Source organism: Chitinophagales bacterium, from assembly GCA_019694975.1.
In the GTDB taxonomy this organism is placed as follows: domain Bacteria; phylum Bacteroidota; class Bacteroidia; order Chitinophagales; family UBA10324; genus JACCZZ01.
Genome location: JAIBAY010000007.1, coordinates 24,802 through 49,242 on the forward strand (window position 1 = coordinate 24,802; position 24,441 = coordinate 49,242).

The window sequence follows — 24,441 nt, forward strand, 5'->3', positions numbered from 1 at the left end:
TCAGTCATAGACCGGTAAATCAAACTGCTTCCTCACCTTTCGTATATACTCATCGTGCCAGATCGCTTTGCAGAAATCATCGCCATACATCTGCAGTGCATAGGTGGAGCGGGCTTCGATGCCTATGTCAAAATAATGATAGAAGCTTTGCAGATCACCCTGCAGCATGCACATGTAGCCGTAAAACAATCCGAAATCAGGTGTGGGTTGCTGATCGTAAATGGCTTTGAACTTTGCCATCACCACTTTTAACTTTTCAAGTTCGCCGGCATAGCCGTAGCAAGAGGCCAGGCCTGCCAGCACATACGGATGGTCACCGGCGATCTTTTGATTTTCTTCGAGAATACCGGTGCCTGCTGCGGTTTGTCCCATCTTCACTAAGGCATACCCTTTCAATTGCAGGGCAAGAAAGTTATGCGGGTTAAGTGCCAGCGACCGCTCCGCCATCTCCAGGGTTTTATCATTGTCGCCGATGCTCAGGAAAATTCTCCCTGATTCGGCAAGAGAGCGCGGGCTCATCGGATCCACTTCAGCAATGCGCATCGCTACGGCTGCCGCCTTCTTTTTGTCCAGGACCAGCACATAATATTCCCCAAGCATAAAGTAACAGGAAGGCTCACTGGGATTGATCTGATTCGCTTTCATCAGCAGCGCATGGGCGCCTTGCCAGTCCCATTCATGAAACTTCACGCTTGCCATCGCCACGAGCGCTTTAGGATTGGCGGGCTGTGAACGGATGGCAGCTTCGGCATGCTCATGAAACCTCCTCACCACTTCCTCCGCCGGAACGTCACTCACATATCCCGGAAAGAGGTAGATGTTGGCGAGCACAGCATGTGCATTGGCAAAATCAGGATCCAGCGCAACCGCTTCATGCAGCAATTGTAAGGAATGGCTGCGCACCTTTGGGTCGAGGTTATCCCAGTTGTAAGCACCTTCGAGGTATTTCTTATAAGCCTCGAGGCTCTTCGTGGGCGCTGTCGCCAGCGGCGACTCATGTTGCTCAGTGGCAAAGTTGGTTTTCAGTTTATTGGCGATGTTCCTGGCAATCTCATCCTGCACGGCAAAAATATCTTCCAGGTCGCGGTCATAATTGGCACTCCAGAAGTGATAACCGTCAGAAGCGTTGATGAGTTGCGCCGTGATGCGCACTTTGTTGCCCGCTTTGCGTACGCTGCCTTCAATCACTTTCTGTACATTCAGCCTCGCTGCAATTTCCCGCACATCTTCCTGCTTACCCTTAAAAGCAAATGCCGAGGTGCGCGATGTAACCTGGAGCCCATCAACCTGCGCCAGCACATTGATCAGCTCTTCCGTGATGCCATCACAGAAGAATTCATTTTCCGGATCTGAACTCATATTGGCGAAAGGCAATACGGCGATGCCGTTCAGCGCAGTTTTTGTTTTGCCGGTCATCTCCTCTCTCGAAGGCACCATGAGTCCCGGGTTGGTCACGGCATATACCTGAATCGGTTGTTTCACATTCTTCAGCTCGAAATAACCCAGTGGCTTGGTAGTGATGCCTTCGGTATTTTTTACTTCATCATACAGTTTTTCGGAGATGAAAACACCGCCGGGCGTAGATAGTGATTCTATGCGTGAGGCAATATTTACGCTATCGCCATACACGCCGTTTTCATCTGTCATCACATCGCCGGTATGTATGCCGATCCTGACATCAATCTTCGGCGCCGTCAGGAAGAGTGATTGCATTTCAACTGCGGCCCTCACGGCATTCACTCCGCTGTTGAACATACTCATTGTACCATCGCCATAAAACTGCAGCACTTTTCCGTCATACTTGGCAAGCATAGATTCAAAAATCTGCTTGCTGCGGTCTCTTTTCTGCACGGCCAGCTGTTCATTCTGCTGCATGAGTGCGGTATAGCCGACCATATCGGTGAACATGATAGCGGCAAGCTGACGGGTGGCTGGCATAGCATAACAAAAATGGAGAAAATAAATGAAGCGGATGCTGATATCTGTCGCAGAAAAAAAATATGATTATGAAGCGGTACAAGAAGATTTTACCTGCACTCAGGATTACAGCTGATGTGAAAGCCGGTAGCTTGAGACGCACCGGAAAGCATCACAGTTCGGTAATCATGGAAGATATCTTCTCAAAGGCTTCTTCATCCTTAATAACATATTGCTCCGCACCCTTGTAGATTGTTTCGAGGGCCACGGAATATCTCTCCAGGCTGGAAAGAATGATGATATGGATTCGCGGATAATGTTTCTTGATGGCCTGCAGGATTTCGAGTCCGCTCGCCGCATCTTTATGTCTCGCGTTTAACTCATAATCGAGGATGACGACATCCGTGCTTTCATCAATATATTTCAGGGATTCTTCACCGGTATTGAACATTTGTACCTGGTGCTGAACATGGCGTGTCAGGTAATCCGACAATGCCTGGTTCAACCGGTCATCATCATCCACTATAATAATCTTTTTTGGCTTGCTGAAGTCCATAATTTTATGCTGAACCGTAAAAATAGGAATATGGTATTAATGAAGTAAAGTAATCATAAAAAAAGCAAGTATGAAAAACCGGGCACTGACTGCTGATCGGTTCAGCCAATTGATCTGCCGGCATAAAATCAGCCGATAGTCTGCTTGCAGCATACGGGATTTACTATGGCCATTGAAATAAACATCCTTCAAAACCCGGCATGTTCAAAGGCATAAGCTGCTTCGGAAATTCCATCCTCGCCTATCTGCTGCAAGCCTGCCCTGCTCCACAGTTTAGTAGTGGAAAACAGTAGCCGGTGATTCAGCACCGCAAAGCATAGTTAACAGAAACAACACGACAGCTGAAATGGCTGATCCATTCAATCAGCAAATTACTTCCCTGCATATTATGTATCCTGTTGCCTGTTGTTTTATCAGTTTTTATTCATCCGGTGCAAACCGCGCGATATATATTTGCCGGATGAAAAAAATGTTTCCCGCATTGGCACTGATATGTGTTGTGGTCAATGGTTGTCTCTTTTACGCTAATCCTTCCGAAAATCCGCCACGTACATTTATGAAAAGCCTGGCAAAGCATGACGGCAGCTGGACGCTAACGCAGCTTTCGCTTATAGCTTATGATACAGATCCGTTTATGCCCGGCGCAGCACCGGTTATTGATACGGTCTATTTAAATACCGGGACTTTTCATTTTGATAATTATAATGGCGATATCGATGGCACCGGATCATTTACCGTAACCAGTGGTACCGAAAGCAACTTCACTTTTAAGGTGCCTGATTTTGATGAAACGATGAAGCAGTCGCCGGAGATGAGTATCTTCTTCAACGGTTATCCCGTGATGATCTGTAATGGCAATGATTACAAAGAAGCGGATACCTATACGCTTACCGGACAGGTTACGGATGTTGTTACCACCTTTCCTTTGGTGCAATCCATTCCAGCAGGGGATTATCAACTCTTAGAATTCACGATACAGATAAAAAGGAATTAGCAACAGGATAATAATTGAGAAGCTGCTAAGTGCATTGCTGCTGCAGGTAAGTACTTCCATTAATCAACCAGCCTGACTCATCTCTTTCACTTTTGTATGCATGCTGCGGATACGCAGCGAAAGCATGATTTCGAAGAGTGCGAGCACAATCATCTGAATGCCAAAAAAGATCATGAGCGTCAGGTTGGAAATCAATGGGTTCATGCTGATATACAAGCCCGCAACAATCGTCAGTGCTGCCAGTAACAGTCCGAGCCACCATTGATTGTGTCCTTTACGCTTGAATTCCAGTGCAGCCACCACGGCAATTGCACCCGACATGATGGTCCAGAATCCAAAGATGATGGTGAAGATGATGAGCGATGACACAACGGCACGGAGCACCATCCAGCCAAACAGAATATCGAGCACACCGCGGGCCACTATCCATCCTTTATGATGCATCTCACTCCAGTGCCCGATTAACTCCACCAGGTAAAGTATGCCGGCGATGATGGCAAGATAACCCACCAGCACTGTGAAACCCAAAGCAGATTCGAGCGGATTCACAATCATATAAATGCCTGCCGCAAGGAAAAGCAGTCCGCGTAACATCGGCAGGTACCAGTATTTCAAAAGGTGCTGTATCATCTGATGATTCTTTTAGTGAATGATGGTGAAATCAAATCTCATATTCCTTCACAAAAAACGAAAAGTTGTTCAGAGTTACAAGCCGGTAACACGCCCATCACAATACACCACCTGATTGTATAAACTGCCTTCACTGTTATTGTGGTGAAAACTAACCAATATCATTGTTTTTGCTACAGGCATAACTGAAACTTTGAATAGGTAATATCCTAAAAGTTATATACCATGAAAACAAAACTAATAATAGTAGTAACCGGATTGCGGCAACCGGATTTTCGCTAAATGACAAAGGTTATACCGGTACCTGCGAAGTGCCCTATCAGCACTATGAAACTGATTGGTGGGAATATATTCCTGCCCTCAATACCTGGACACAAAAAAGCGATCTCGCAGGATCAGGACGCTATATGGCAGTTGCTTTTGCTATCGAAAACAAAGGTTATCTCGCGACAGGTATTACTCATGAAGGAATTTTACTTAAAGATTACTGGTAATACATTCCAGCATCTGTTTCCACCTGTGCTGTTCCCGTCTCACTTAATACCGGTTGAGGTCTCAGCGAAGGCGGGCAATTAAAATCACTTCACTGTCGCACCGCACCAATTTAATTAAAAACACAAACGGTTGAAGTTCCGACTGAACGTCCGCTCTTGCCAAGGTCATGTTACCGGATGCCCTTCTTCTTCCTTACATGAAGGAATCTATTTTGTTTCGACTTACTTCTTGCAGAAAGGGACTGTAAGTTGTTGTAATCAAATTTGTCAAAGCAGGTTCAGATTTTAATAGTTCAATCATACGATACCTATCAATTAAAACAACATCATAAATGTCAAGTGGGTTAAACCATGCCAAGGATTCGTCTCTCAAATGTCGAGGAACAAAATGATAAGTTAGGTAACCATTTTCAAATTGAACGTATTTGCTCCATTTAGATTCATGAGCATCAAATTCTTTAGTTATCCAATCAGTGCCACACGCACATTGGCCAAAAAATGTCGGTTGTGAAAATTGGTTGTCTGTGAAGTTGTAAACACCAACCCAGTCTAGACCACCATCGCCAACATTATGAAGTCCTGAATTCTCTTCTGTAAAATTTGTCCTTGGTGCCACATGAAGCAAATTGCACAATTCTAAAACTTTGTCATAGAATTTTCCCGAAATAGACGGAGTTAAATATTCTCCTGCTCCTGAACCAAAGAAAATATTTTGAGTATTATTTGGAGTCAATTTCTTAAACGCTGGTCCACATAATTCTTCAAAATGATGCCCAAGTCTGTTAAGTCCACTTTTTGTCGCAAGTCTTAATAGGGATGAACAAAGTAATATCAAATAAAGTGTTTGACTAATTGTCAATTCTACTTTTATAGTTATGTCGTTATTTGAAACAACAAATGGATAATCATCTCCAAAGTGCTTTTGACGAGATTTCAATAATGTGAAATAGTAATTTATTTTAGATGAAATCTTATCTCTCAAAGCAGGATTGTCGCTTGTTTCATCAAAAACCTCATCTTCAATTAATTCGTCTGGAGAAGCAATAGAAGTGACCAGTTCTATTATTTCATCTTCGTCCGCTACATCTTCAATTGCAACTAGTGGATTATTTGAACTCTCATCTAAAAGTCTGTCCGCAATTTGTTGCTCGCTGATTTTCCCTTCCTGTGAAATGAAACAGAAGAATTCAATATGGTCGGCCCAATGATTAGGTTCGGAATTTAGCTTGGGCAAACTAAGGTCTTGGTATTTTAAGTATGCCATAGCCATTAAATATTGTCTTTCTCTCTAATTTTTTTTGTAATCGTCCGACTTATGAGTTCAGCAGAATCAATTATTTCATCTGCGACTTTCTTGTCGTTTTTATCTGGGTTGGAACTTCTGTGAATAATCTTTTGAGCTTCAACTAAATTTTGCAAGGCTTTTGTCAAATACAATCTAATATTTTCATCGGCTAAATCTGTTAACTCTGCTGCTTCTTTTAATGTTTTTTCTCCACTAATAAATGATTCTCTAGCTTCAATATTTTGAATTACTTTGTTTAAGACTCTAAGATTTCGATTATCTCCAATTCTTGTTTTACCGTTTGATAATTTCTCGTAAAGCCAATGAGTTACTTCTTTTAATCTTTCTTGATTGATATCCGAAAATGGAGAATCTGACTCCATATTGATGCCCATAAATTCAGCTAATGCCGTATGCATTGTAATTGCATCGGTAATTAAAGATAAGTCAAAATTTTCTTCATCAAGTTCAGGAATATTGTAATATTTTCTGCTTTGAATTATTTCAAATGCTTCATATCCTGTGAGTAACCTTCTTACATAAGGTGCTTTACTTCCGATTTCTTTTGCTAATTCTTTATAAACGCTAGGGCCACCTGACTTTTTTTGTTGATAAAGATGGTTTAGATACCTTGCTTTAGAAATTACCGGCCATTGTTTCACGCCAGTCACATGTCGGAATGCAAGGTAATTTTCTACTTCCTTCCGTTCACTTACTACATAAACCCAAAGTTTATGTGGAATATGATTTTTCTCTTTTGCATCGTTGGATAAACTTTCAACTGCTTTGGGGCTAATTATTGCTAACCCAGGGTTGGTAAGAAGTTTTATTGCTGCTAATCTTCGATTCCCTTCAATGACAATATATGTTTTGTTGTCAGGTATAACGATTATTGGCTCGCCTGAAAAAAAGCCATTCTCAGAAATTGATGCCATTAAGTCAATTAAAGTAGCATCAGACAGCATCCAATTTAACACTTCTTTATCAGAAGCCCCTTTTAAACGCTCTGGAAGTCGTGGATTACTATGGTCAAGCTTGAGATTTTCTATTTCAACCTCAACAAAATTTGTTTCAGATTTCATTGCATAAATTAAATGAATCGTTTGCAAATATACTTGAATTAGACATTGAAATATTTTCAAAAAGTCTTTGAATAATTATACTGTCGATTGATATTAGCACGGTCGTTATAGAGTTTCCGGTAACAACCTGATCACTGCATCTGCAGCGAAATTCAACTGGGCTGATGTAAACCGCGCAGCCGGCTACGTGATTCGCTACAAAGTTTCCGGAGAAAAAACTGGGTACTGAAGACGGCCACCACAAGTACAAAAAAGATTGGCGGGTTGCAGCCAGCAACGGAATATACCTGGAGTGTCAGAACATTTTGCGCCGTGACGCCGCCGCCGGTTACTTCGAAATGGTCGCCCAACCAAGTATTCACAACACCTGCGCTAAGATTGGAAACACCGGTTTCCGCTTCACTCGATGTCTACCCCAATCCGTTCCAACAAACCGCCATGATCACTTATACTACAGCAAGTGATGCACACGTGCAGATTACTTTGTACGACCTCAGCGGCAAGTTGATGAAGATGTTGCTTAATGAAAATGCTTCCTCCGGCTGCACACGCTTTCACTCAGCAGTGAAGGACTTCATCGGGGAATTTATCTCCTGAAGTTTCAGGTCAATGATGTGTTGATGGTGAAGAAAGTGGTGATGGAATAGTTTTGACTTTTGCATGAAGCCGTTCGTGCGCAACGGGCGGCTTCATTGTTTTTATAGCAATCCTTGTCTGCCAGGAAGATCATGTTGCGATTCTTCGAAATGTAAAGCGCACTGCAAAATTTCCCAGATGCTGAAAAGAATAGCACCTGGCCTCTGCCTCGCTTCGCACCTGCACCCTTGTTCTTATGACGAATATCATTTTTTAGAAGCCTGCTACTTATGATTTTTGGCTTAGCTGAAAATGCGCCTGAAAATGTTGCATCATGCTGAAAGAAAGAATCAAATATTGGGCTGCTCTGTATATCCTGTTTAGCAATGAAATGTTAGGAAGTACAAACCAGGAGCTATTCAGTTACAGATGTTTCCGGTTAAGCCGGAATATTCAGCCTCAGTTGCTATGAAAAAAATTTCCCACACGATATCGATAAGGCAGATTGCCGCAACAGCTAACACATTGAAGGCACTTACAATAACTATTCAAAATATCTGCCATGGCAGGTTTTGGCTGCAGTTTTTTGTGCTTCTTCAAATCTATTGCCTTTCTCCCATAAACATTTTTGCCAATGTTACGATCTCCACCGGAGGTGTTGCCAGCAGTTCTTACACCTTAAGCAACCTTACCTACCCTTCCTATACTGCACTTGGCACAATCGCAATCATGGAAAACGCTTCAAATGATATCTCACAGGCAGGTGGCACCTTAGTACTCAACTGCCCTGCCGGTTTTGAATTTCTTGCAGGTGCCGGTAGTGCCTACAGCACATTGGCCCCTGATATTATCAGCGCCAACATAAGTACAGTGAGCACGTCGCAGATTACCATAACAATCGCAGGTAATGGCGGAGGAACAGCATGCTGCGATCAGATAACGATCACAGGCATATTTGTAAGAGCAGCCGCGCTTTGTCCTGTTGCGGTGAACGGAATCATAACGAAAGATGCTTCGGGTTCACAAACAGTTACCGGAGTGGTGAATGGTGTTACAAGCTTTGGAACCTTATCGCAGGCAAGCACGTCTTTGGCTACGAATACCATCACCGGATCTCCGCTCTGCCAGGGAGCAACCGTCAGCGTGCCTTTCACGGCCTGCGGATTTGCCGCCGGAAATATTTTCACGGCTGAGCTTTCAGATGCAGCCGGCTCCTTTGCTGCGCCCGTTGCCATCGGCACTTTAGCGGCTACATCTTCCGGTACTATCAGCGCCACACTTCCCGGCACCATAACTGCCGGCAGTGGTTACAGGATAAGGGTAAGTGCAAGCAATCCGGCGATTACCGGCAGCGACAATGGCATCAACTTAACAATCGTTTCGCCCATCAGCACAGGAGTCATTTCTTATGCACCTGCTTGCCCGGGCGGATCCATTATGGTTCCGTACACAGTTAACGGCAGTTGTACGGCGTTTAATGCCGGAAATATTTTTACTGCTCAATTATCGGATGCAAACGGCAGCTTTGCCACGCCGGTGAATATCGGCTCGGTAGCATCCACATCAGGCGGAACAATCAATGCAGTGATTCCCGGAGGTATCAGCACCGGAACCGGTTATAGAATCAGGGTTGTCAGCTCCAATCCTTCTTTTACAGGCACCACGAACAGCAGCACCGCTACTGTAACTAAAAATCTATATGCGAGTCATTTAAACTGGCAAATCCTCTGGTCATCAGGCGATCAGTTTGATGCAGGTGACATTGGTTGCACTGTGCAGTTCGGTGCAGCTCCGCCATCCGGACAAAATGATATCATCACCACTGCTTACTGGCCTTTAACAAGCACCTCGTGCGGTACATCATTCGGTTCAGGCACCTACATCACTTTTGGCGCCACACAGGCGCGCATTGTGAATTTCAACGGACCCGCCGCATTCACCATTGCTCCATTGGCCACTTTGCCATTGAGTACATCCACGGTTTGCAACGGCAGCACGGTGAATGTAAAATACAGCGTGCCGGCTTCCTGTAATACATTCAGTGCCGGAAATGTATTCACGGCAGAACTGTCTGATGCGACCGGATCATTTGCCACACCAACGGTGATCGGCTCCTTATCATCCACTGCATCCGGCACTATTGTCGCCACCCTACCAAGCTCGACGCCAATCGGCTCCGGTTACAGGATACGGGTTAAATCATCTTCTCCGGCCATAACCGGAAACGACAATGGCACCGATCTCTCCAATCAATCCATCACTGCCACCGTCACAGGATCACCGTTTTGTGCCAACAGCTCCATTGGTGTTTCTTATGTGGTTGCATGCACCTCATCTTTAAACGCAGGCAATATCTTCACTGTTGAATTATCAAATCCTTCCGGTGGATTCACTTCAGGCGTTACGGTGCTTGGTACGCTGACATCCACAGCAGGAAGTGGAACTATACTGGCTTCTATACCGAGCGGAGCAGTTGCATCGGGATATTACAGGGTTCGGATAAAGAGTTCTGCTGTCGCTTTCACAGGAACCGATAACGGAAGCGATATCACCATTACAGCACCGTGTAATTCAGCATCCACCTCCTTTATTCAAACTATTGGTGAAGCCAATCAGTCTGCAATCTATTCCGTGCAGCTCACACCGGCAGGCGGTTATACTGTCCTGGGGAATGCAGGAAGCAGCAATACCAATCCAGGCGATTATTACCCTTCTGTTGTCTATCTCAACACCGCTGATATCTTTTTAACCAATGTTAATCCTGATGGCAGCATACTTTGGCAGAAATCCTATGGGGTGATGCAATACAATGCTTATTATCATGTGCTCCGGCATGAGAATACTGCAGATGGCGGGTTCATTATCGCCGGCGGTGTCGACAATGGTTGCAGCCCTTCCGGTTCTTCATGTTATACACGTCCTATGCTTATTAAAACCACTTCAGATGGCACCATTCAATGGAGCAAGACGTATGATTGTTATGCCAGCATCTTTGCCTGGGGAGGATGGGCTTTTTCTGTTAAGCAAACCACTGATGGAGGTTACATTGTATATGGGCCACAGATGGAAGGATATACAGTTCCTTATCTGATGAAACTCGATGCCAATGGCAATGTGACCTGGAAGTATTCTTATGGTTCCAATGGAGGAGCCATCTGCTGCACAGAAGAAGCAAGGGCTGTCCGGCAAACGAGCGACGGCGGCTATGCACTGCTGTCGCCGGGTGGCGATTACAATATGGGAGGTTCCTTTGACCTGATAAAAGTAAATGCATCCGGTGCCGTGCAGTGGTCAAATTCCTTTCATTACGGCACTGGCACAGGTGGTGGTTATGATTTACAAACTACCACCGATGGTGGATTTATCATGACAGGTAACTCCACCACCAACGGGATTTTCCTGGTGAGGGCCAATGCCAGCGGTGCGGCACTGTGGGGCAAAACCTTCAGCTATAATGGTGGTATGAGTAATGCCGTCTGTCAGACAAGTGATGGCGGATTCGTCATTACCGGTACATCCAACGGAGATATCATTCTGATAAAGACCAATAGTACGGGTTCGTTGCTATGGGCCAAAGCATTCAATCCCGGCACCACAGACCGTGGGATGGATGTTAAACAAACAGCTGACGGAGGTTACGTAATTGCAGGCTACACCGGCAGCTTTGGCAACAAAGGCATCCTGATCAAAACAGATGTTAACGGAAACAGTGTTTGCTGCGGTACAGATATAACATCTCTGATCACAACAGGTTCTGGAGTAACCACCGGCAGTATCGCCTATGGAACTACTGCAACAGCATTGCCCACAGGTGCTGCCGCTCTGTCAATAGGAACAGGCGGAACTGTTACGGCAAATATTATCTGCAGTTCATTGACCACATCACTGCCGGTAGAATTAATTTCCTTCCATGCAAAACTGCTTTCAAATAAAACAGTGCTTGCTTCCTGGTCAACTGCTTCGGAAATGAACAACGATTACTTTATAGTTGAAAGAAGTGCTGATGCGGAAACATTTGATTCGGTTGGCAATGTGGAAGGTGCGGGTATTTCTTTGCAGCAGCATGACTATTCTTTAGTGGATGAAAAACCATGTTCAGGCATCAGTTACTACCGGTTGAAGCAAATTGATTTTGACAGAACGGTTACTTATTCAAACATTGTGGCAGTAAAAAATTTCGAACCCTTCTATGTCAATGTATATCCGAATCCGGCCAGCAGCGTTTTATACTATGATGTATTTTTTGAAGAAGATGAAAACATAACGGTGCAGGTAACAGACATGGCGGGAAGAATTTTAATCAGTCAGCAACAGCTTATGTTCAAAGGCAACTCCGGCGGCACGGTGGATATTTCATCATTAACACACGGAATTTATTTCTTCAGCATAAATGCTCCACCTACAAATTATCAGGCAAGGTTCATCAAACAATAAAAAAGGATGCAATCAAAAAGCTGATTCACATACTGTTATTTACCGGCTTATTGATACACGGAAGTATTTGCCATGCGCAGATAATATCTACAGTTGCCGGAACAGGCATCGGTGGCTACAATGGTGATGGCATAGCTGCAGTTACTGCCAAATTGTATTACCCGGCAGGCGTAGCACTGGATGCGGCAGGAAATATTTATGTAGCCGATATGTCCAATGCCTGCGTTCGAAAAATAAATGCAGTCACAGGCATTATCAGTACTGTTGCAGGAAAACCGGGCATTGCACCCGGATTCTTTGCCGGTAGCGGAACACCAGCCACTTCGGCCACTTTCAGTTGGTATGTACTGGGAGTAGTTCCTGATGCAGCCGGCAATATTTATATCGCCGATGCAGGCAGCAACATCATTTGCAAAGTAGCAGCCGGCACCGGCATCATCACCATCTTCGCCGGCATCAACGGAAGTGCAGGCACAACAGGTGATGGCGGAAGTGCTGCAAGTGCCAGGTTAAATTATCCGGCGGCCATGGCGTTTGATGTGACAGAAAGCAATTTATACATCGCCGATTGCTACAACCATAAGATCAGAAAGATCGCCATCAATACAGGCATCATCAGCACCGTTGCTGGCACCGGCACTGCAGGTGCGACAGGCGATGGCGGTCCGGCCACTGCAGCAAAGCTGAATTATCCGGCAGGTATCGCCGTGGACGCGGCAGGCAACATTTATGTAGGTGATGGCGGTAACAACAAAGTGCGAAAGATAACACTGAGCACAGGCATCATTTCTACGATTGCAGGCACCGGCACAGCAGGATTTTCCGGTGATCTTGGCGTTGCGACAGCAGCTAAATTTAACGGGCCGCAGGGATTAGCCGTTGATGAATCCGGAAATGTTTACATCGCTGATCAGGGTAACAACCGTATCCGGAAAATTACTGCCGGCACCAACATCATCAGTACTATTGCCGGATCAACGGCAGGCTTTTCGGGAGACGGTGGTCTTCCTGAACTGGCCAAACTAAATGCACCCTGGTCGCTGGCTTTGCTGGCCAATTGCACTTTGATTATAGCAGACAACGTCAATAACCGTATCCGTAAAATCACAGGGCTGACAGCCTGCACATCGCTGCCCGTCGAAGTGATTGATTTTATTGCAACAAATCACGGCCATCAAAATCTTTTGCAATGGACAACAGCATCGGAACTGAACAATGATTATTTCACAGTGGAAAGAAGCAGCGATGCGAAAACATTTGAATCCATCGCATTTATTGACGGTGCCGGCAATGCAACACATCAAAATTCATATGCCTACACCGATGAAGATCCATATGACAACATCAGTTACTATCGCTTGCGACAAACAGATTTCAATGGAAGTTTTTCCTATTCCAAAACAATTTCAGTTATCAAAATCACACCTGATTCCTGTTTCAATATCAGTCCCAATCCATTTCATTTTAGTACCACCATTTCCTATGCTATACCTGAAGCTGCAATCGTGCAGATTGATATATTTGATGCTGCAGGGCATTTAGTACAGCGGGTAGTAGATGAAAATTGTTCTGCGGGGGTACACAACACAACACTCAATTGCAATCATATCTCACCTGGTGTTTACCTTCTGAAGTTTCATGCCAATGATGAAATCCTTATCAGGAAGGTAGTTTTGCTGCAATAGTTTATCGCTGATAGTATTTCAGCACTATTCAGTTTCTATGCACTGCCGTATTCGTCATAAGCGAATGCGGCAGTGCACTTTCGTGCAAATAGCTGTTTCTGCATGGCGCTGTTTTCCTTTCCTGAATTACCATGAAAGTATTTACTAAAGCTAATGCAGATCATTTTTTTCAGACCTCCCGTATCTGACCTTTGTGCAGGCTGTTAATGAAAATTCCGGGCGATGAAAAGCCGTACAACAGTTTTTATTACCGCGGCGCTGACGATGATCATCTGGTACGTCTTCTATCATAAAATGAAAACAGCACCGTATCAGGAAATTACTTCATGCAGTTAAATTCAAATACCATGAAAACGAAAATAATTTTACTAACCATACTGCTTACAAGTTTGGTAACAGGGCTATCCGCGCAAGGCACCTGGATCCAAAAAGCAAACTTCGGCGGAACAGCAAGATACTATGCCATCGGATTCAGCATCGGCGATAAAGGCTACCTGGCAACAGGTATGAAGGATGATGGCATCTATCATTTTTACAACGATCTGTGGGAATACAATCCTGCAACCAATGCCTGGGCGCAGAAAGCAGATGTTGGCGGCGCCATGCGCTGCATGGCCGTGGGTTTCAGTATTGCCGGCAAAGGATACATCGGAACAGGATGGAACGAAACCGCCGGTAACATGAATGACTTCTGGGAATACAGTCCCGAAAACAATATATGGATACAGAAATCTCCTTTCCCGGGAACCGCGCGCAGCTGTGCCATCGCTTTCAGTATCGGCAATAAAGGATATCTCGGTACCGGTTATGACGGAGGTTACCGGAATGATTTATGGGAATATAATCCCTCTACTGATACATGGGCGGCAAAAGCATCGCTGCCGGCAGCAGGCAGAATGTCGGCTGTGGCATTCAGCATCGGCGAATATGGTTATGTGACTACCGGCGCTGACTTTAGCTACGCTCAATACCTGAAAGATTGCTGGCAGTATAATCCTGCTACAGACAGCTGGCTGCAAAAAGCAGACTTCGGCGGACAACAACGCTGGATTGCTGTCGGTTTTAAGATCGGCAATAAAGGATATGCTGGTACCGGAGCGCTTACTGCTTATATGAATGATTTCTGGGAATATGATCCGTCACTGAATACCTGGACACAAAAAACGGATGCGGGAAATGTTCAGCGGTGTGCTGCCGTTGGCTTTGGCATCGGCAACAAAGGTTACCTGGTTACCGGACTCGATTATGCATGGAACGAATACAATGACTGCTGGGAATATACCTTACCGGCCGACCCGACCTTTGACCTGCTGACCTTAACCGCAGGTGACGCCAATCTGAATGTTGATACGGTGGCAACCGGTATTGATCCTGCTTCCGCCATTACCGCTGTTTTCTCCACCGCCGTGGATGCCGCTTCCGCCAACAGTGAAAACATATGGCTGATCCGCAGCTATGACGGAAATACCGCTGCCTGCTCCATCCATGTTTCCGGCAATACCATCACTATTGATCCGCCGCATCTGCTGGCTTATGGAACCGGTTATCAGCTGCATTTTGAAACCGGGCTTACCGGCACTAATGGTACGCATTCGCCCCTCATCAACCGTTATTTTACAACTGCCGGAACATTCGTGCCTGCCGGTGAAGTGGCTTACTGGAATTTCGAAAACAACACCGTGGAGCAGATAAGCGGCATGATGGCTTCAGCAGAGATTGACTTGCAGTATGCCACCTCTTACAATCCTGAGGAAGGTACAGCGGCAAGCTTCAACGGCAATACCTCCATCGTGGAATTTCCCGCCACCGACACACTCATGAACTCCCATGACTTTGCCATTTCATTTTGGGTGAATGCATCATCTGCCAATCATGAAGGGCGTAATCACTGGATCTTCGGGCTTGGCGCATACCATGGCTTCGATTTTGAAATCGCTGCACAGTTTAACTGGTGCAAGCTTGCTGCCAGCTATGAATTGGCAGACGGCACTACAGCGTCTGAAGACCTCTATTTCGCTGCAGATGGAAAAACCAAAGATAATGGCGGCTGGCAGGGCTGGATTTATTGCAAAGACCTCACCGCCAGCGGCGGCCTGGCATCGTTGCTGAAGGATAAATGGGCGCATATTACCTGCGTCTATAACAGCCTGACAAAAGTAGGGTGCATGTTTATCAACGGTGAACTGATGTTTGCGCAGGACTTTGATCTCTGGCCTATAGCTGATCCCAAATCAACAACAGTAGGTTTGAAGTACGGCGGCCTGTTGCCTGACGTAACCAATGAATTCGCCCTTGGCTTCAATCAGTCAAGAGCCGGCACACTGTGGGATGATGAAACGTGGGGAGGATATGATTTCAGCACAGCCTATCACTTTGAAGGATTGCTCGAAAATTTGCATATTTTTCATGAAGTGCTGACGGAGGCAGATGTGGTCTTACTATATGATGCGGAAGGAGAAGTGATCAGTAACAGCCCTATGCTGCATAATGTCACCGGAGGCTTTATGGTATATCCTAACCCCTGCCAGTCAACGGCTACGGTCGATTTTACAGCAGCGTCAGCCGGTGCCCTGCAGATCATTTTATATGACGCCGCAGGAAAACAACTGAAAACATTGCTGCAGGAAAATGTTTCGCAGGGACATCATGCAATCACTATAAACGTTGCTGATCTCACACCCGGCATTTACCTCCTGAAGGCATGGTTAAACAATGTGGTGATGATGAAAAAAATTGCTGTGGAATAGCTTAACAGCTGCGGAAAAACAGTCATCGCATCTTTCAGCATGCTAACAAAGCATATCTCCGCAGCGTGAAAGTAATCCTGAACCTGTTGGAGGATATTGTATGTCCGGATACAAATGCATCCGGACTTTTTTAGTCATCACTATTCAGTGCGATTTGCCCCTTCTCTGTTTTAAGCTGAGATATTAGCTGCCGCTCATGAGCTGAATGCCAGTTCATATAACCACATTTCCGGTCATTGAAACATGCGACGTTAACAATAGCTGTCTTTTGTCAGCGAAAATCATAACTTCATTGCTTCACCGCCCGCAGCAGCATGGTACACGGTAATACAAAGGTTGATTAATCCTGCACCCTGCTTCCTGTAATAACACATGACCGACTCACCTTCATCCACAGGAATGAAACAGCCACTCGATGAACTGATCAAAATGCTTCAGCAGGCAAACCCTTTGTCAGCCGGTGAGCGTGCCTTATTGGAGGATACACTGAAGCAACAACAGCGGGAACTCGACATCGAAGCATCACTGGAAAAGGTCCGCGCCATTGCCTTAGGTATGAATCAACCTGCAGACATGCTCGAAATCTGCAAGACCATCAGTAAGGAACTGACAACCCTGGGCGTGAAAGCAATACGCAATGTGCAAACGGCGATTTTTCATGAAGAGAAAGAAATCTACCTCAACTTCGAATATTACTCAAAGCACGACAAGACTGTTTTTACAGAAACGGAATACCGGAATCATCCGCTGCACAATGAATTCGCCCAACAGATGCTGAAAGGCGCCGGTGAAGTATTCATTCGCACCATCAGCAAAAAAGAGTTGCCGGATTGGATTACATATCAGAAAACAACCAATGTATTCATTGATTCATTTCTCGAATCGGCATCTTCACTCACCTATTACTGGCATTCTCTTGGTCCGGTTGCGCTGGGCATGTCAACGTATGAGCTGTTGCATGAGGAAGAGATTGCATTGTTCAGACGATTCAGGAACGTCTTTGAACTTTCTTATCGGCGCTATCTTGATATAGAGAAGGCCGAAACACAGGCACGTGAAGCGCAGATTGAAACATCCCTCGAACGCGTGCGCGCCGTTGCACTGGGTATGCGAACACCCGATGATCTGCTGAATATCTGCGAAACACTCTTTCATGAGTTGCTTGCACTCGGTTTTTCGGGGATGCGTAATGCCATGATCAACATACACAATGATGAGAAGAAATCATTCATCAACTATGATTTTTCTGATGAGATAGGAAGAAGCACGAATCACCTGACATACACGATTCATCCGCTCGTTGAAAAGCAAATCAAAAAAATCCGCAGTGCGAATGATGCATTTTCAGAAACGTATTTCACCGGAAAAGATTTAGAGGAGTGGAAGAAATTCAGAAAGCTCATTGGAGAAAAAGATGATCCGCGGTTGAATCAAAACTCAGGACTCTATTACTATTTCTATTCAATCGGCATCGGTTCAATCGGCATTTCCACATTCGGTGCCATCAGCGACGAAAAGATAGCCATGCTGAAACGGTTCAGAAACGTGTTTCATCTGTCGTATCAGCGATACACTGATATCGCAAAAGCGGAAGCGCAAGCCAAAGAAGCACGGCTCGAAGCATCACTCGAGAAAGTGCGGGCGCAGTCCATGGCTATGCATACGACAGCGGAACTGAAAACTGTAGGCGAAACAATCTACCATGAACTGAGATCACTCGGCTTCGCTGATATCCGCAACACGGAGATCATCATTAATAAAGATGAGCAGGAAGCCATAGTTAGCTACTACTGCGACTACGGAGTTTGCGGCACGATCGAGATTGGATACAAAGCAAATCCCATTCTGCAACAATGGGCAAATGATCTGAAGAAAGCAAGCGATGCCTTTGTTCCCGTAGTCATCTCAGAAAAAGAAATGCCCGGCTGGAGAAAATTCAGAGAGGAAATCGGTTACCTGCCGGATGAAAAACTCAATGCCGCTGCTTCGGTTTATTACTACTCCTGGTCAACAGGGCTTGGTGCGCTGAGTGTTTCATCCTTTGCTCCGGTCAGCGAAGAGCAAATGAAAATGCTGGCTCGCTTCCGGAATGTGTTTGCACTCGCGTATCGAAGGTATGTGGATGTGGCGCTTGCAGAAACGCAGGCGCGTGAAGCGCAGATCGAACTCGCACTGGAGAGAGTTCGTGCAAGAACGATGGCCATGCAAAGAAGCGACGAACTGAGGGAGGTCATTCAGACTGTATACGAACAACTAGTTCATCTGTCTGTTGATACTGACCATACAGGATTTATTCTGGATTACAAGGAAAGAGATGATTTCCATAGCTGGATAGCAGATCAGTTCGGAACTCCGTCAGAGGTAACGATTCCATATTTTGATTGCATCTATTACAATCGTTTTAAAGAAGCAAAAGAAAAGGGAACAGATTTTTTTGCCACCACCCTTAACCTCGAAGAAAAAAACAGTTTTTACAGAGAGCTGTTTAAACATGTTCCCGGTTTTCCGGAGGAATCAAAAAAAATCATTTTCAGCCATCCGGGTTTTTCCATTTCCACTGTGTTACTGCAGGATGTTGCCCTGTATATCGAGAACTTTACCGGCATTCCCTATTCAGAGGACGATAATGACATCTTGAAGCGATTCGGAAAAGTTTTCCAGCAGACCTACACCCGTTTCCTCGACTTGCGAAAAGCAGAAGCACAGGCGCGCGAATCACAGATTGAATTAGCGCTTGAACGCGTCCGCGCAAGAACGATGGCCATGCAGCGCAGCGATGAGCTTATAGCAACCACTGCTGTTCTCTTTGAACAATTCAGGCAGCTGGGAGAAAACGTGGAACAGATATCAATCGGAATATTCGGCGAAGAAGAAAACACCATCGAAGTATCAGCTACATATCATGCCAGTCCGTTGAAGCGGATTTTTAAAGCACATATCAATGACTGGCCGCTGTTTGAACAGATTTACACGTTATGGAAATCAGGCGCAAAATCAGGAAGTGTGGAGTTAAAAGGAAAGGAGTTGCATGACTACAACCGTTATCGCAGTGAACTTTCCGGTACGCAGTTCGGCAACGAAAATGAATCACCTGATGATCGCTGGATCATCAACATAGCGAGCTTCTCAAAAGGCATCATCTCTTTTTCAAAAGATGAACCTGCGGAGGAAGAAACCATTCAATTACTGGAGCGCTTCGCCAAAGTTTTCGATCTAACCTACACCCGTTTCCTCGATCTGCAAAAAGCAGAGGCGCAGGCGCATGAGGCGCAGATTGAGGCATCGCTGGAAAGAGTGAGAGCCAGCGCCATGGCCATGCATAACAGCGACGACCTCACCGGAGCGGCCGGCACTGTTTTTACAGAACTGAACAAGCTGGGCATCCATACCATCCGGAGCGGATTTGTGTTGCTTACCAGGGAATCGCGCAGGGCGAAACTGTATCCTGCAACATCATTCGATAAAGCCATCACACTTTCTTTCACCGGCGAATTTGATTTTATCGGTCACCCGGTTTTTGAACAGCAATATGAAAGCTGGCTGAAGCAGGAGAACTATTTTCCGGTGCTCGAGGGAGAGACGCTCGTTTCATATTACCGGATGCTTTCCGAAGCGCTGGCTGTTTCTTTTGATCAGTACCTGAAGACTGACAAGCAGTTCGGCAGTTTCCTTCCGTTCACAGACGGCTTCCTGTTTACGTGGGGTACGGTGCCGGCGTCCACAGCGGAAACCGCTATTCTCACTCGTTTCAAAACCATTCTTGACCTCACGATCCGGCGCTATGCCGATCTGAAAAAGGCGGAAGCGCTGGTGGCGCAGTCGTTGATTGAAGAACGGAAGCTGCGCGAAGAGAAAGAGCGCGCCGACAAATTACTGCTGAATATTCTCCCTGCAGAAATTGCGGAAGAACTAAAGCAGTTTGGAAAGTCCTATGCGCGTAAGCACGATGAAGTCACAATTCTCTTCGCCGACATCAAAGGATTTTCTTCCATTGCCGAAACACTCTCCGCGCAGGAACTCGTCACGCAGCTTGATGAATGTTTCCGCGCCTTCGATCATATAGTTGACAAGCACGGCCTGGAAAAAATAAAAACGGTCGGTGATGCTTACGTCTGCGCCTGCGGTCTCCCGAATCCTGTAGCAGATCACGCCACAAAAACCATCCGCGCTGCACTTGACATGATGAACTTCATCAGAGGATTTTCCATCACGCGCACTATACAGGATCTGCCGGCATTTGATTTCCGTATCGGCATTCACACCGGGCCTGTTGTTACGGGAGTAGTCGGTTTGAAAAAATTCACCTACGACATCTGGGGCGATGCCGTCAACATGGCCGCCCGCATGGAACAACATGGCGAAGCCGGAAAAATAAATATCTCGGAAAGCACGCATACGCTTGTGAAAGACAAATTCAAATGCACCGCGCGCGGCAAAATCCCGGCGAAGAACAAAGGGGAGGTGGAGATGTATTTTGTGGAAGATCTCCGTTAAACATACGCTCGTCATTCCAAGAATTCTCTCTGTTGCCGGTCTTCGCAAAACCTCATGAGTCATACAAACCAGCCACCCGTTAAGGGGTAAATAAAAAAGATGCAGGAGTGCACAGATTCCCGCGCATGAGGTTTGATACGTCTGCTCGCTCATTTGTTACCGCGACACGAAAAGTTGTCTTGTTGCTGCAGGTTGACCATCAATGAACAGCACGCATTGACAGATACCGGCGGCAAGCATGCGCGTCGGGATTTCCACGCGACCACTGCGAAGGCTGATTGGAAATACATAAATCGCAACACCAAGAGCATCCCACAATTGAAGCTCAGCAGCACCGGCATTAACCGGTAATTCATAATGGATTGATGCGCTGTGTGAAGCCGGGTTAGGGATGCATTCACTGAGATATACTTTGGCGTTTGGGTCGGAAAAACTTCAGGTTTCTTCGTTCATGGATGGTGAAAGGCCTGCAGGAGCAAGCCTGGCTTCAATCGACGCCAGTCTTTGAAGCAGACCCGCGGCGCGCTCTCATGAGGTACCACTCTTTGGGCCTGCCTGAAAGAGAAGCTACCATGCCAGCAATATGCTTGGCGTAAATCAAACCTTATTACGAGCCATCCGTTTTAACCTGAGTATTCTATAACCTCGATATAACAGTACTCCTGCCGCTGCATCGCTGGAAATTATTTCATCATTACCAGGATACCGCCGGCGTATATCCTCAACTTATTACCACATCATTACTTTCCGCTTGGTGGCCATGAAAAAATAACTTTAAAAACTGTTTTAAATCATTTTTTCCAAACCGGTGGTACAGGAACTTTACCTGCTCAATCAATGAATATGATTGACGGAAGCAATCTCCAACCGGTCGCTCAGCATATTAAGAATATATCCTGTGTTGTATCACCACTTACATCGGTGCTATCTGCTAAAAAATTAATGATGACTTCGGTGACCGGAAGGCTCCTTCCGCGGATGAATAAGTTTTTCTCACCTAAAAATCTCCGCTTATGAAAAAGTTTCTATGGTTACTTATCGTCGCAATGCTGGCAACAGTGAATTTGCTTTTTGCAGAAACTGAACCTAACGATACAAAGTCACAGGCCAGCAAGATAAACCTCAACAGCAGTGCTACCGGCGCTATCAATCCAGCTGCAGATGGTGATTGGTGGAAGGTTGCCACCAATAAGGATGGTATACTCAGCCTTTCACTTACTTCCATTTCGGGTACTTACATCTGGGTATCGCTCTACGATAATGACGGCACCTCGCTGCTTACACAGGCATATTCTTATACCGTTGCCACCATCTCCATGGATGGCCTCTCACCGGGTACTTACTACGTTTACATTCATTGCTTCTACAATACGGACGTTTGTGACTATTCGCTGTCCAATGCACTCACCCTTGCACCGCTCAGCAATGATCCGGAACCGAACGGCACATTCGCGCAGGCCATTCCCTTGTCCGTAAATGCAACCGTTACAGGGCATATTGGCTATTACTTCAATCATGTAAGGGATACATCCGACTGGTACCAGGTCACCACCGCAGCAGACGGCAGGCTGACGCTTGCATTATCTGTATCCAACGGACAATATGTTTACTGGCAGTTATTTGATGGTAATGGAACTACTTACCTCAATGGTGCATATACCAGCACTTCCGGCGCGTACAGTACCGACGGGCTGGCTGCTGGTAACTATTATGTGCGCATAATCTGCTTTTACAGCAGCTCATTCGCGCCATATACACTCACCGACAGCCTGTTCCTTCCCGCACAACAACCGGATACCGAACCCAATGGCACGATAGGACAGGCCATAGGTTTTCCTCTCAACAGCACCCTGTCAGGCCATATCGGTTATTACCATAATACCGTCCGTGATACAGTTGACTGGTATAAGATCGTAACCAACGAGGATGGCATGATTACCCTTTCACTAAATATATATAATAGTCAATATGTTTGGTGGCAGTTGTTTGACACAGATGGCATCACCTTGTTAGCCAGCACCTTTACCAGTTCCAGCGGCGTCATTTCCAAGGATGGATTGGCAGCAGGAACGTACTATGCCAGAATCATCTGCTATTACAATTCCGGCTTTGCACCCTACACGCTGAGCAATGGTTTATCGTTGTACCAGTATGCTGATGACGGGCTTTTTAATGAACATGCCCTGAATGCCTCCACCTTACCGGCGAACTATGGTACAAGCGGACATGTTGGATTCAGGTCTAACGGAGGCGCGAAAGATCTCATCGACTGGTGGAAAATAAATTACACCGGCAATGGCAATGCTACCATTACATTGAACTTCGAAAAAAGGTTAGATGCCGGTTATAGTCCATATACGTACATGCAGGTGTACAAGGATACGCTTACCAGCCCGGTCTTCAGTAGCTACAACAGTTCCGGCACGGTTACTGCCAACTTAAGTAGTTTATCACAAGGAACTTACTACATCGCCGTATTCCTCTATTACAATACGGAATGGGTTTCCTATCAGCTTACGCCGGCCTGGACGCAAACGAACTGTGTTACTGCGGTAACAGCCACCAAGGTACATTCAGGATCAACGTGTACCAACAGCTATATCACCTTCCAGGCAACAGGCGGATCAGGCCAGTTGTACCTGCAACTCTACCATTACGGCGAAGCAGTGGGAACACCTGTTGCAGCCGATGCCACCGGCTCTCATAAGTTTAATCAGCTTGAACCGGGCAGCTATACGTGCAGGGGATTTTCCGATGGTGCCACCGGCGATTGCTATGCAACAAGCGCCGTGAAGAAAGTGGTGCCGGTGGTTACCGGCTTGTCGGCAACCGACATTGGTAAAAAGAGTGTTGATCTCAGCTGGACCACTTTCAGCTGTGTTGATTACTACCTGTTGCGCTACCGCGAAGCGGGCACCAGTAAATGGACGAAAAAAACCACGGATGGCAACGTGGGCACCTTCCATGTAACACAACTCACGCCCGGCACTAACTATGAGTTCCGTGTAGCAGCGAATGATTCTGCCAACGGGCAAACAGCTAAAGGCGCCTATTCGGATTTCGGTTATTTTACCACGCTGTCATCAACAGGAAAATCCACGGACCTGTTACAGGGTGATCAGGAGTTGTTGAGTATCTATCCTAATCCTGTTACCTCCGTTTTGGAAATCACATTCGTGAATGAGACAGACGGTAATATTCTCCTGCGCCTGACCGATGTTAACGGGAAGGTTGTATTTTCCAACCGGCAAAATCTTGCAGCCGGCACGGTTCATCAGTCAGTTGATCTTACCCGCTTTCAAAGCGGAATGTATCAGTTACAGATCATCACGGCAGGTGGCCGCGTCATGCATCAATCAATCGTGAAAGTAAATGAATGAAAGATGAATTGACACTTTAGTCACCGCAGCCTCCGTACATAATACGGGGGCTGCATCGTATCACCTGCTGAAAAGCCGCGCCGGCTATTGCAATATAATGGCTCTTGGTTTTCAGGGTGATACAGCTTTTGGGTAGAATCATCCATAAACTGATATATCTCACACCT

13 protein-coding genes are annotated in these 24,441 nt (G+C 45.8%); 8 read left to right on the top strand and 5 right to left on the bottom strand.

Annotated features, from left to right (window positions below):
• Window positions 1–1,938: a guanylate cyclase gene (locus K1X61_12905; GenBank protein ID MBX7109543.1), complete on the bottom strand. Its 1,938-nt coding sequence runs from the start codon at window positions 1,936–1,938 to the stop codon at window positions 1–3.
• Between the two features lie 151 nt (window positions 1,939–2,089).
• A complete protein-coding gene (locus tag K1X61_12910) occupies window positions 2,090–2,473 on the bottom strand; it encodes a response regulator (protein ID MBX7109544.1) in 384 nt (127 codons plus the stop codon).
• Between the two features lie 460 nt (window positions 2,474–2,933).
• Here K1X61_12910 and K1X61_12915 point away from each other — a divergent pair, with 460 nt between their 5' ends.
• Window positions 2,934–3,467, top strand: a complete 534-nt coding sequence (locus tag K1X61_12915) for a hypothetical protein (protein ID MBX7109545.1) — start codon at window positions 2,934–2,936, stop codon at window positions 3,465–3,467.
• 63 nt (window positions 3,468–3,530) lie between these two features.
• Here the strand turns inward: K1X61_12915 and K1X61_12920 are convergent, their stop codons facing one another.
• Window positions 3,531–4,097: a DUF308 domain-containing protein gene (locus K1X61_12920; GenBank protein ID MBX7109546.1), complete on the bottom strand. Its 567-nt coding sequence runs from the start codon at window positions 4,095–4,097 to the stop codon at window positions 3,531–3,533.
• 311 nt (window positions 4,098–4,408) lie between these two features.
• Here K1X61_12920 and K1X61_12925 point away from each other — a divergent pair, with 311 nt between their 5' ends.
• Window positions 4,409–4,591: a hypothetical protein gene (locus tag K1X61_12925; GenBank protein MBX7109547.1), complete on the top strand. Its 183-nt coding sequence runs from the start codon at window positions 4,409–4,411 to the stop codon at window positions 4,589–4,591.
• A 193-nt stretch (window positions 4,592–4,784) separates the two neighbouring features.
• Here the strand turns inward: K1X61_12925 and K1X61_12930 are convergent, their stop codons facing one another.
• Window positions 4,785–5,855 (bottom strand): hypothetical protein, encoded by a 1,071-nt coding sequence (locus K1X61_12930; GenBank protein MBX7109548.1) that lies wholly within the window; start codon window positions 5,853–5,855, stop codon window positions 4,785–4,787.
• Between the two features lie 5 nt (window positions 5,856–5,860).
• Window positions 5,861–6,958, bottom strand: coding sequence for a ParB/Srx family N-terminal domain-containing protein (locus K1X61_12935; GenBank protein ID MBX7109549.1), 1,098 nt, complete (start codon window positions 6,956–6,958; stop codon window positions 5,861–5,863).
• A gap of 264 nt (window positions 6,959–7,222) precedes the next feature.
• Here K1X61_12935 and K1X61_12940 point away from each other — a divergent pair, with 264 nt between their 5' ends.
• From K1X61_12940 to K1X61_12965, 6 genes are all read left to right on the top strand, one after another.
• On the top strand, window positions 7,223–7,555 hold the full coding sequence (locus K1X61_12940) for a T9SS type A sorting domain-containing protein (GenBank protein ID MBX7109550.1): 333 nt from the start codon (window positions 7,223–7,225) through the stop codon (window positions 7,553–7,555).
• A gap of 447 nt (window positions 7,556–8,002) precedes the next feature.
• Complete coding sequence (locus K1X61_12945) at window positions 8,003–11,968, top strand: T9SS type A sorting domain-containing protein (GenBank protein MBX7109551.1); 3,966 nt, start codon at window positions 8,003–8,005, stop codon at window positions 11,966–11,968.
• A gap of 50 nt (window positions 11,969–12,018) precedes the next feature.
• Window positions 12,019–13,653, top strand: coding sequence for a T9SS type A sorting domain-containing protein (locus tag K1X61_12950; GenBank protein MBX7109552.1), 1,635 nt, complete (start codon window positions 12,019–12,021; stop codon window positions 13,651–13,653).
• Between the two features lie 347 nt (window positions 13,654–14,000).
• Window positions 14,001–16,400, top strand: a complete 2,400-nt coding sequence (locus tag K1X61_12955) for an Ig-like domain-containing protein (GenBank protein ID MBX7109553.1) — start codon at window positions 14,001–14,003, stop codon at window positions 16,398–16,400.
• 399 nt (window positions 16,401–16,799) lie between these two features.
• The gene (locus K1X61_12960) at window positions 16,800–20,894 is read left to right on the top strand and encodes an adenylate/guanylate cyclase domain-containing protein (protein ID MBX7109554.1); all 4,095 of its coding nucleotides are present in this window, start codon (window positions 16,800–16,802) and stop codon (window positions 20,892–20,894) included.
• A gap of 1,013 nt (window positions 20,895–21,907) precedes the next feature.
• A complete protein-coding gene (locus tag K1X61_12965; GenBank protein ID MBX7109555.1) occupies window positions 21,908–24,274 on the top strand; it encodes a T9SS type A sorting domain-containing protein in 2,367 nt (788 codons plus the stop codon).
• Window positions 24,275–24,441 lie beyond the last annotated feature (167 nt).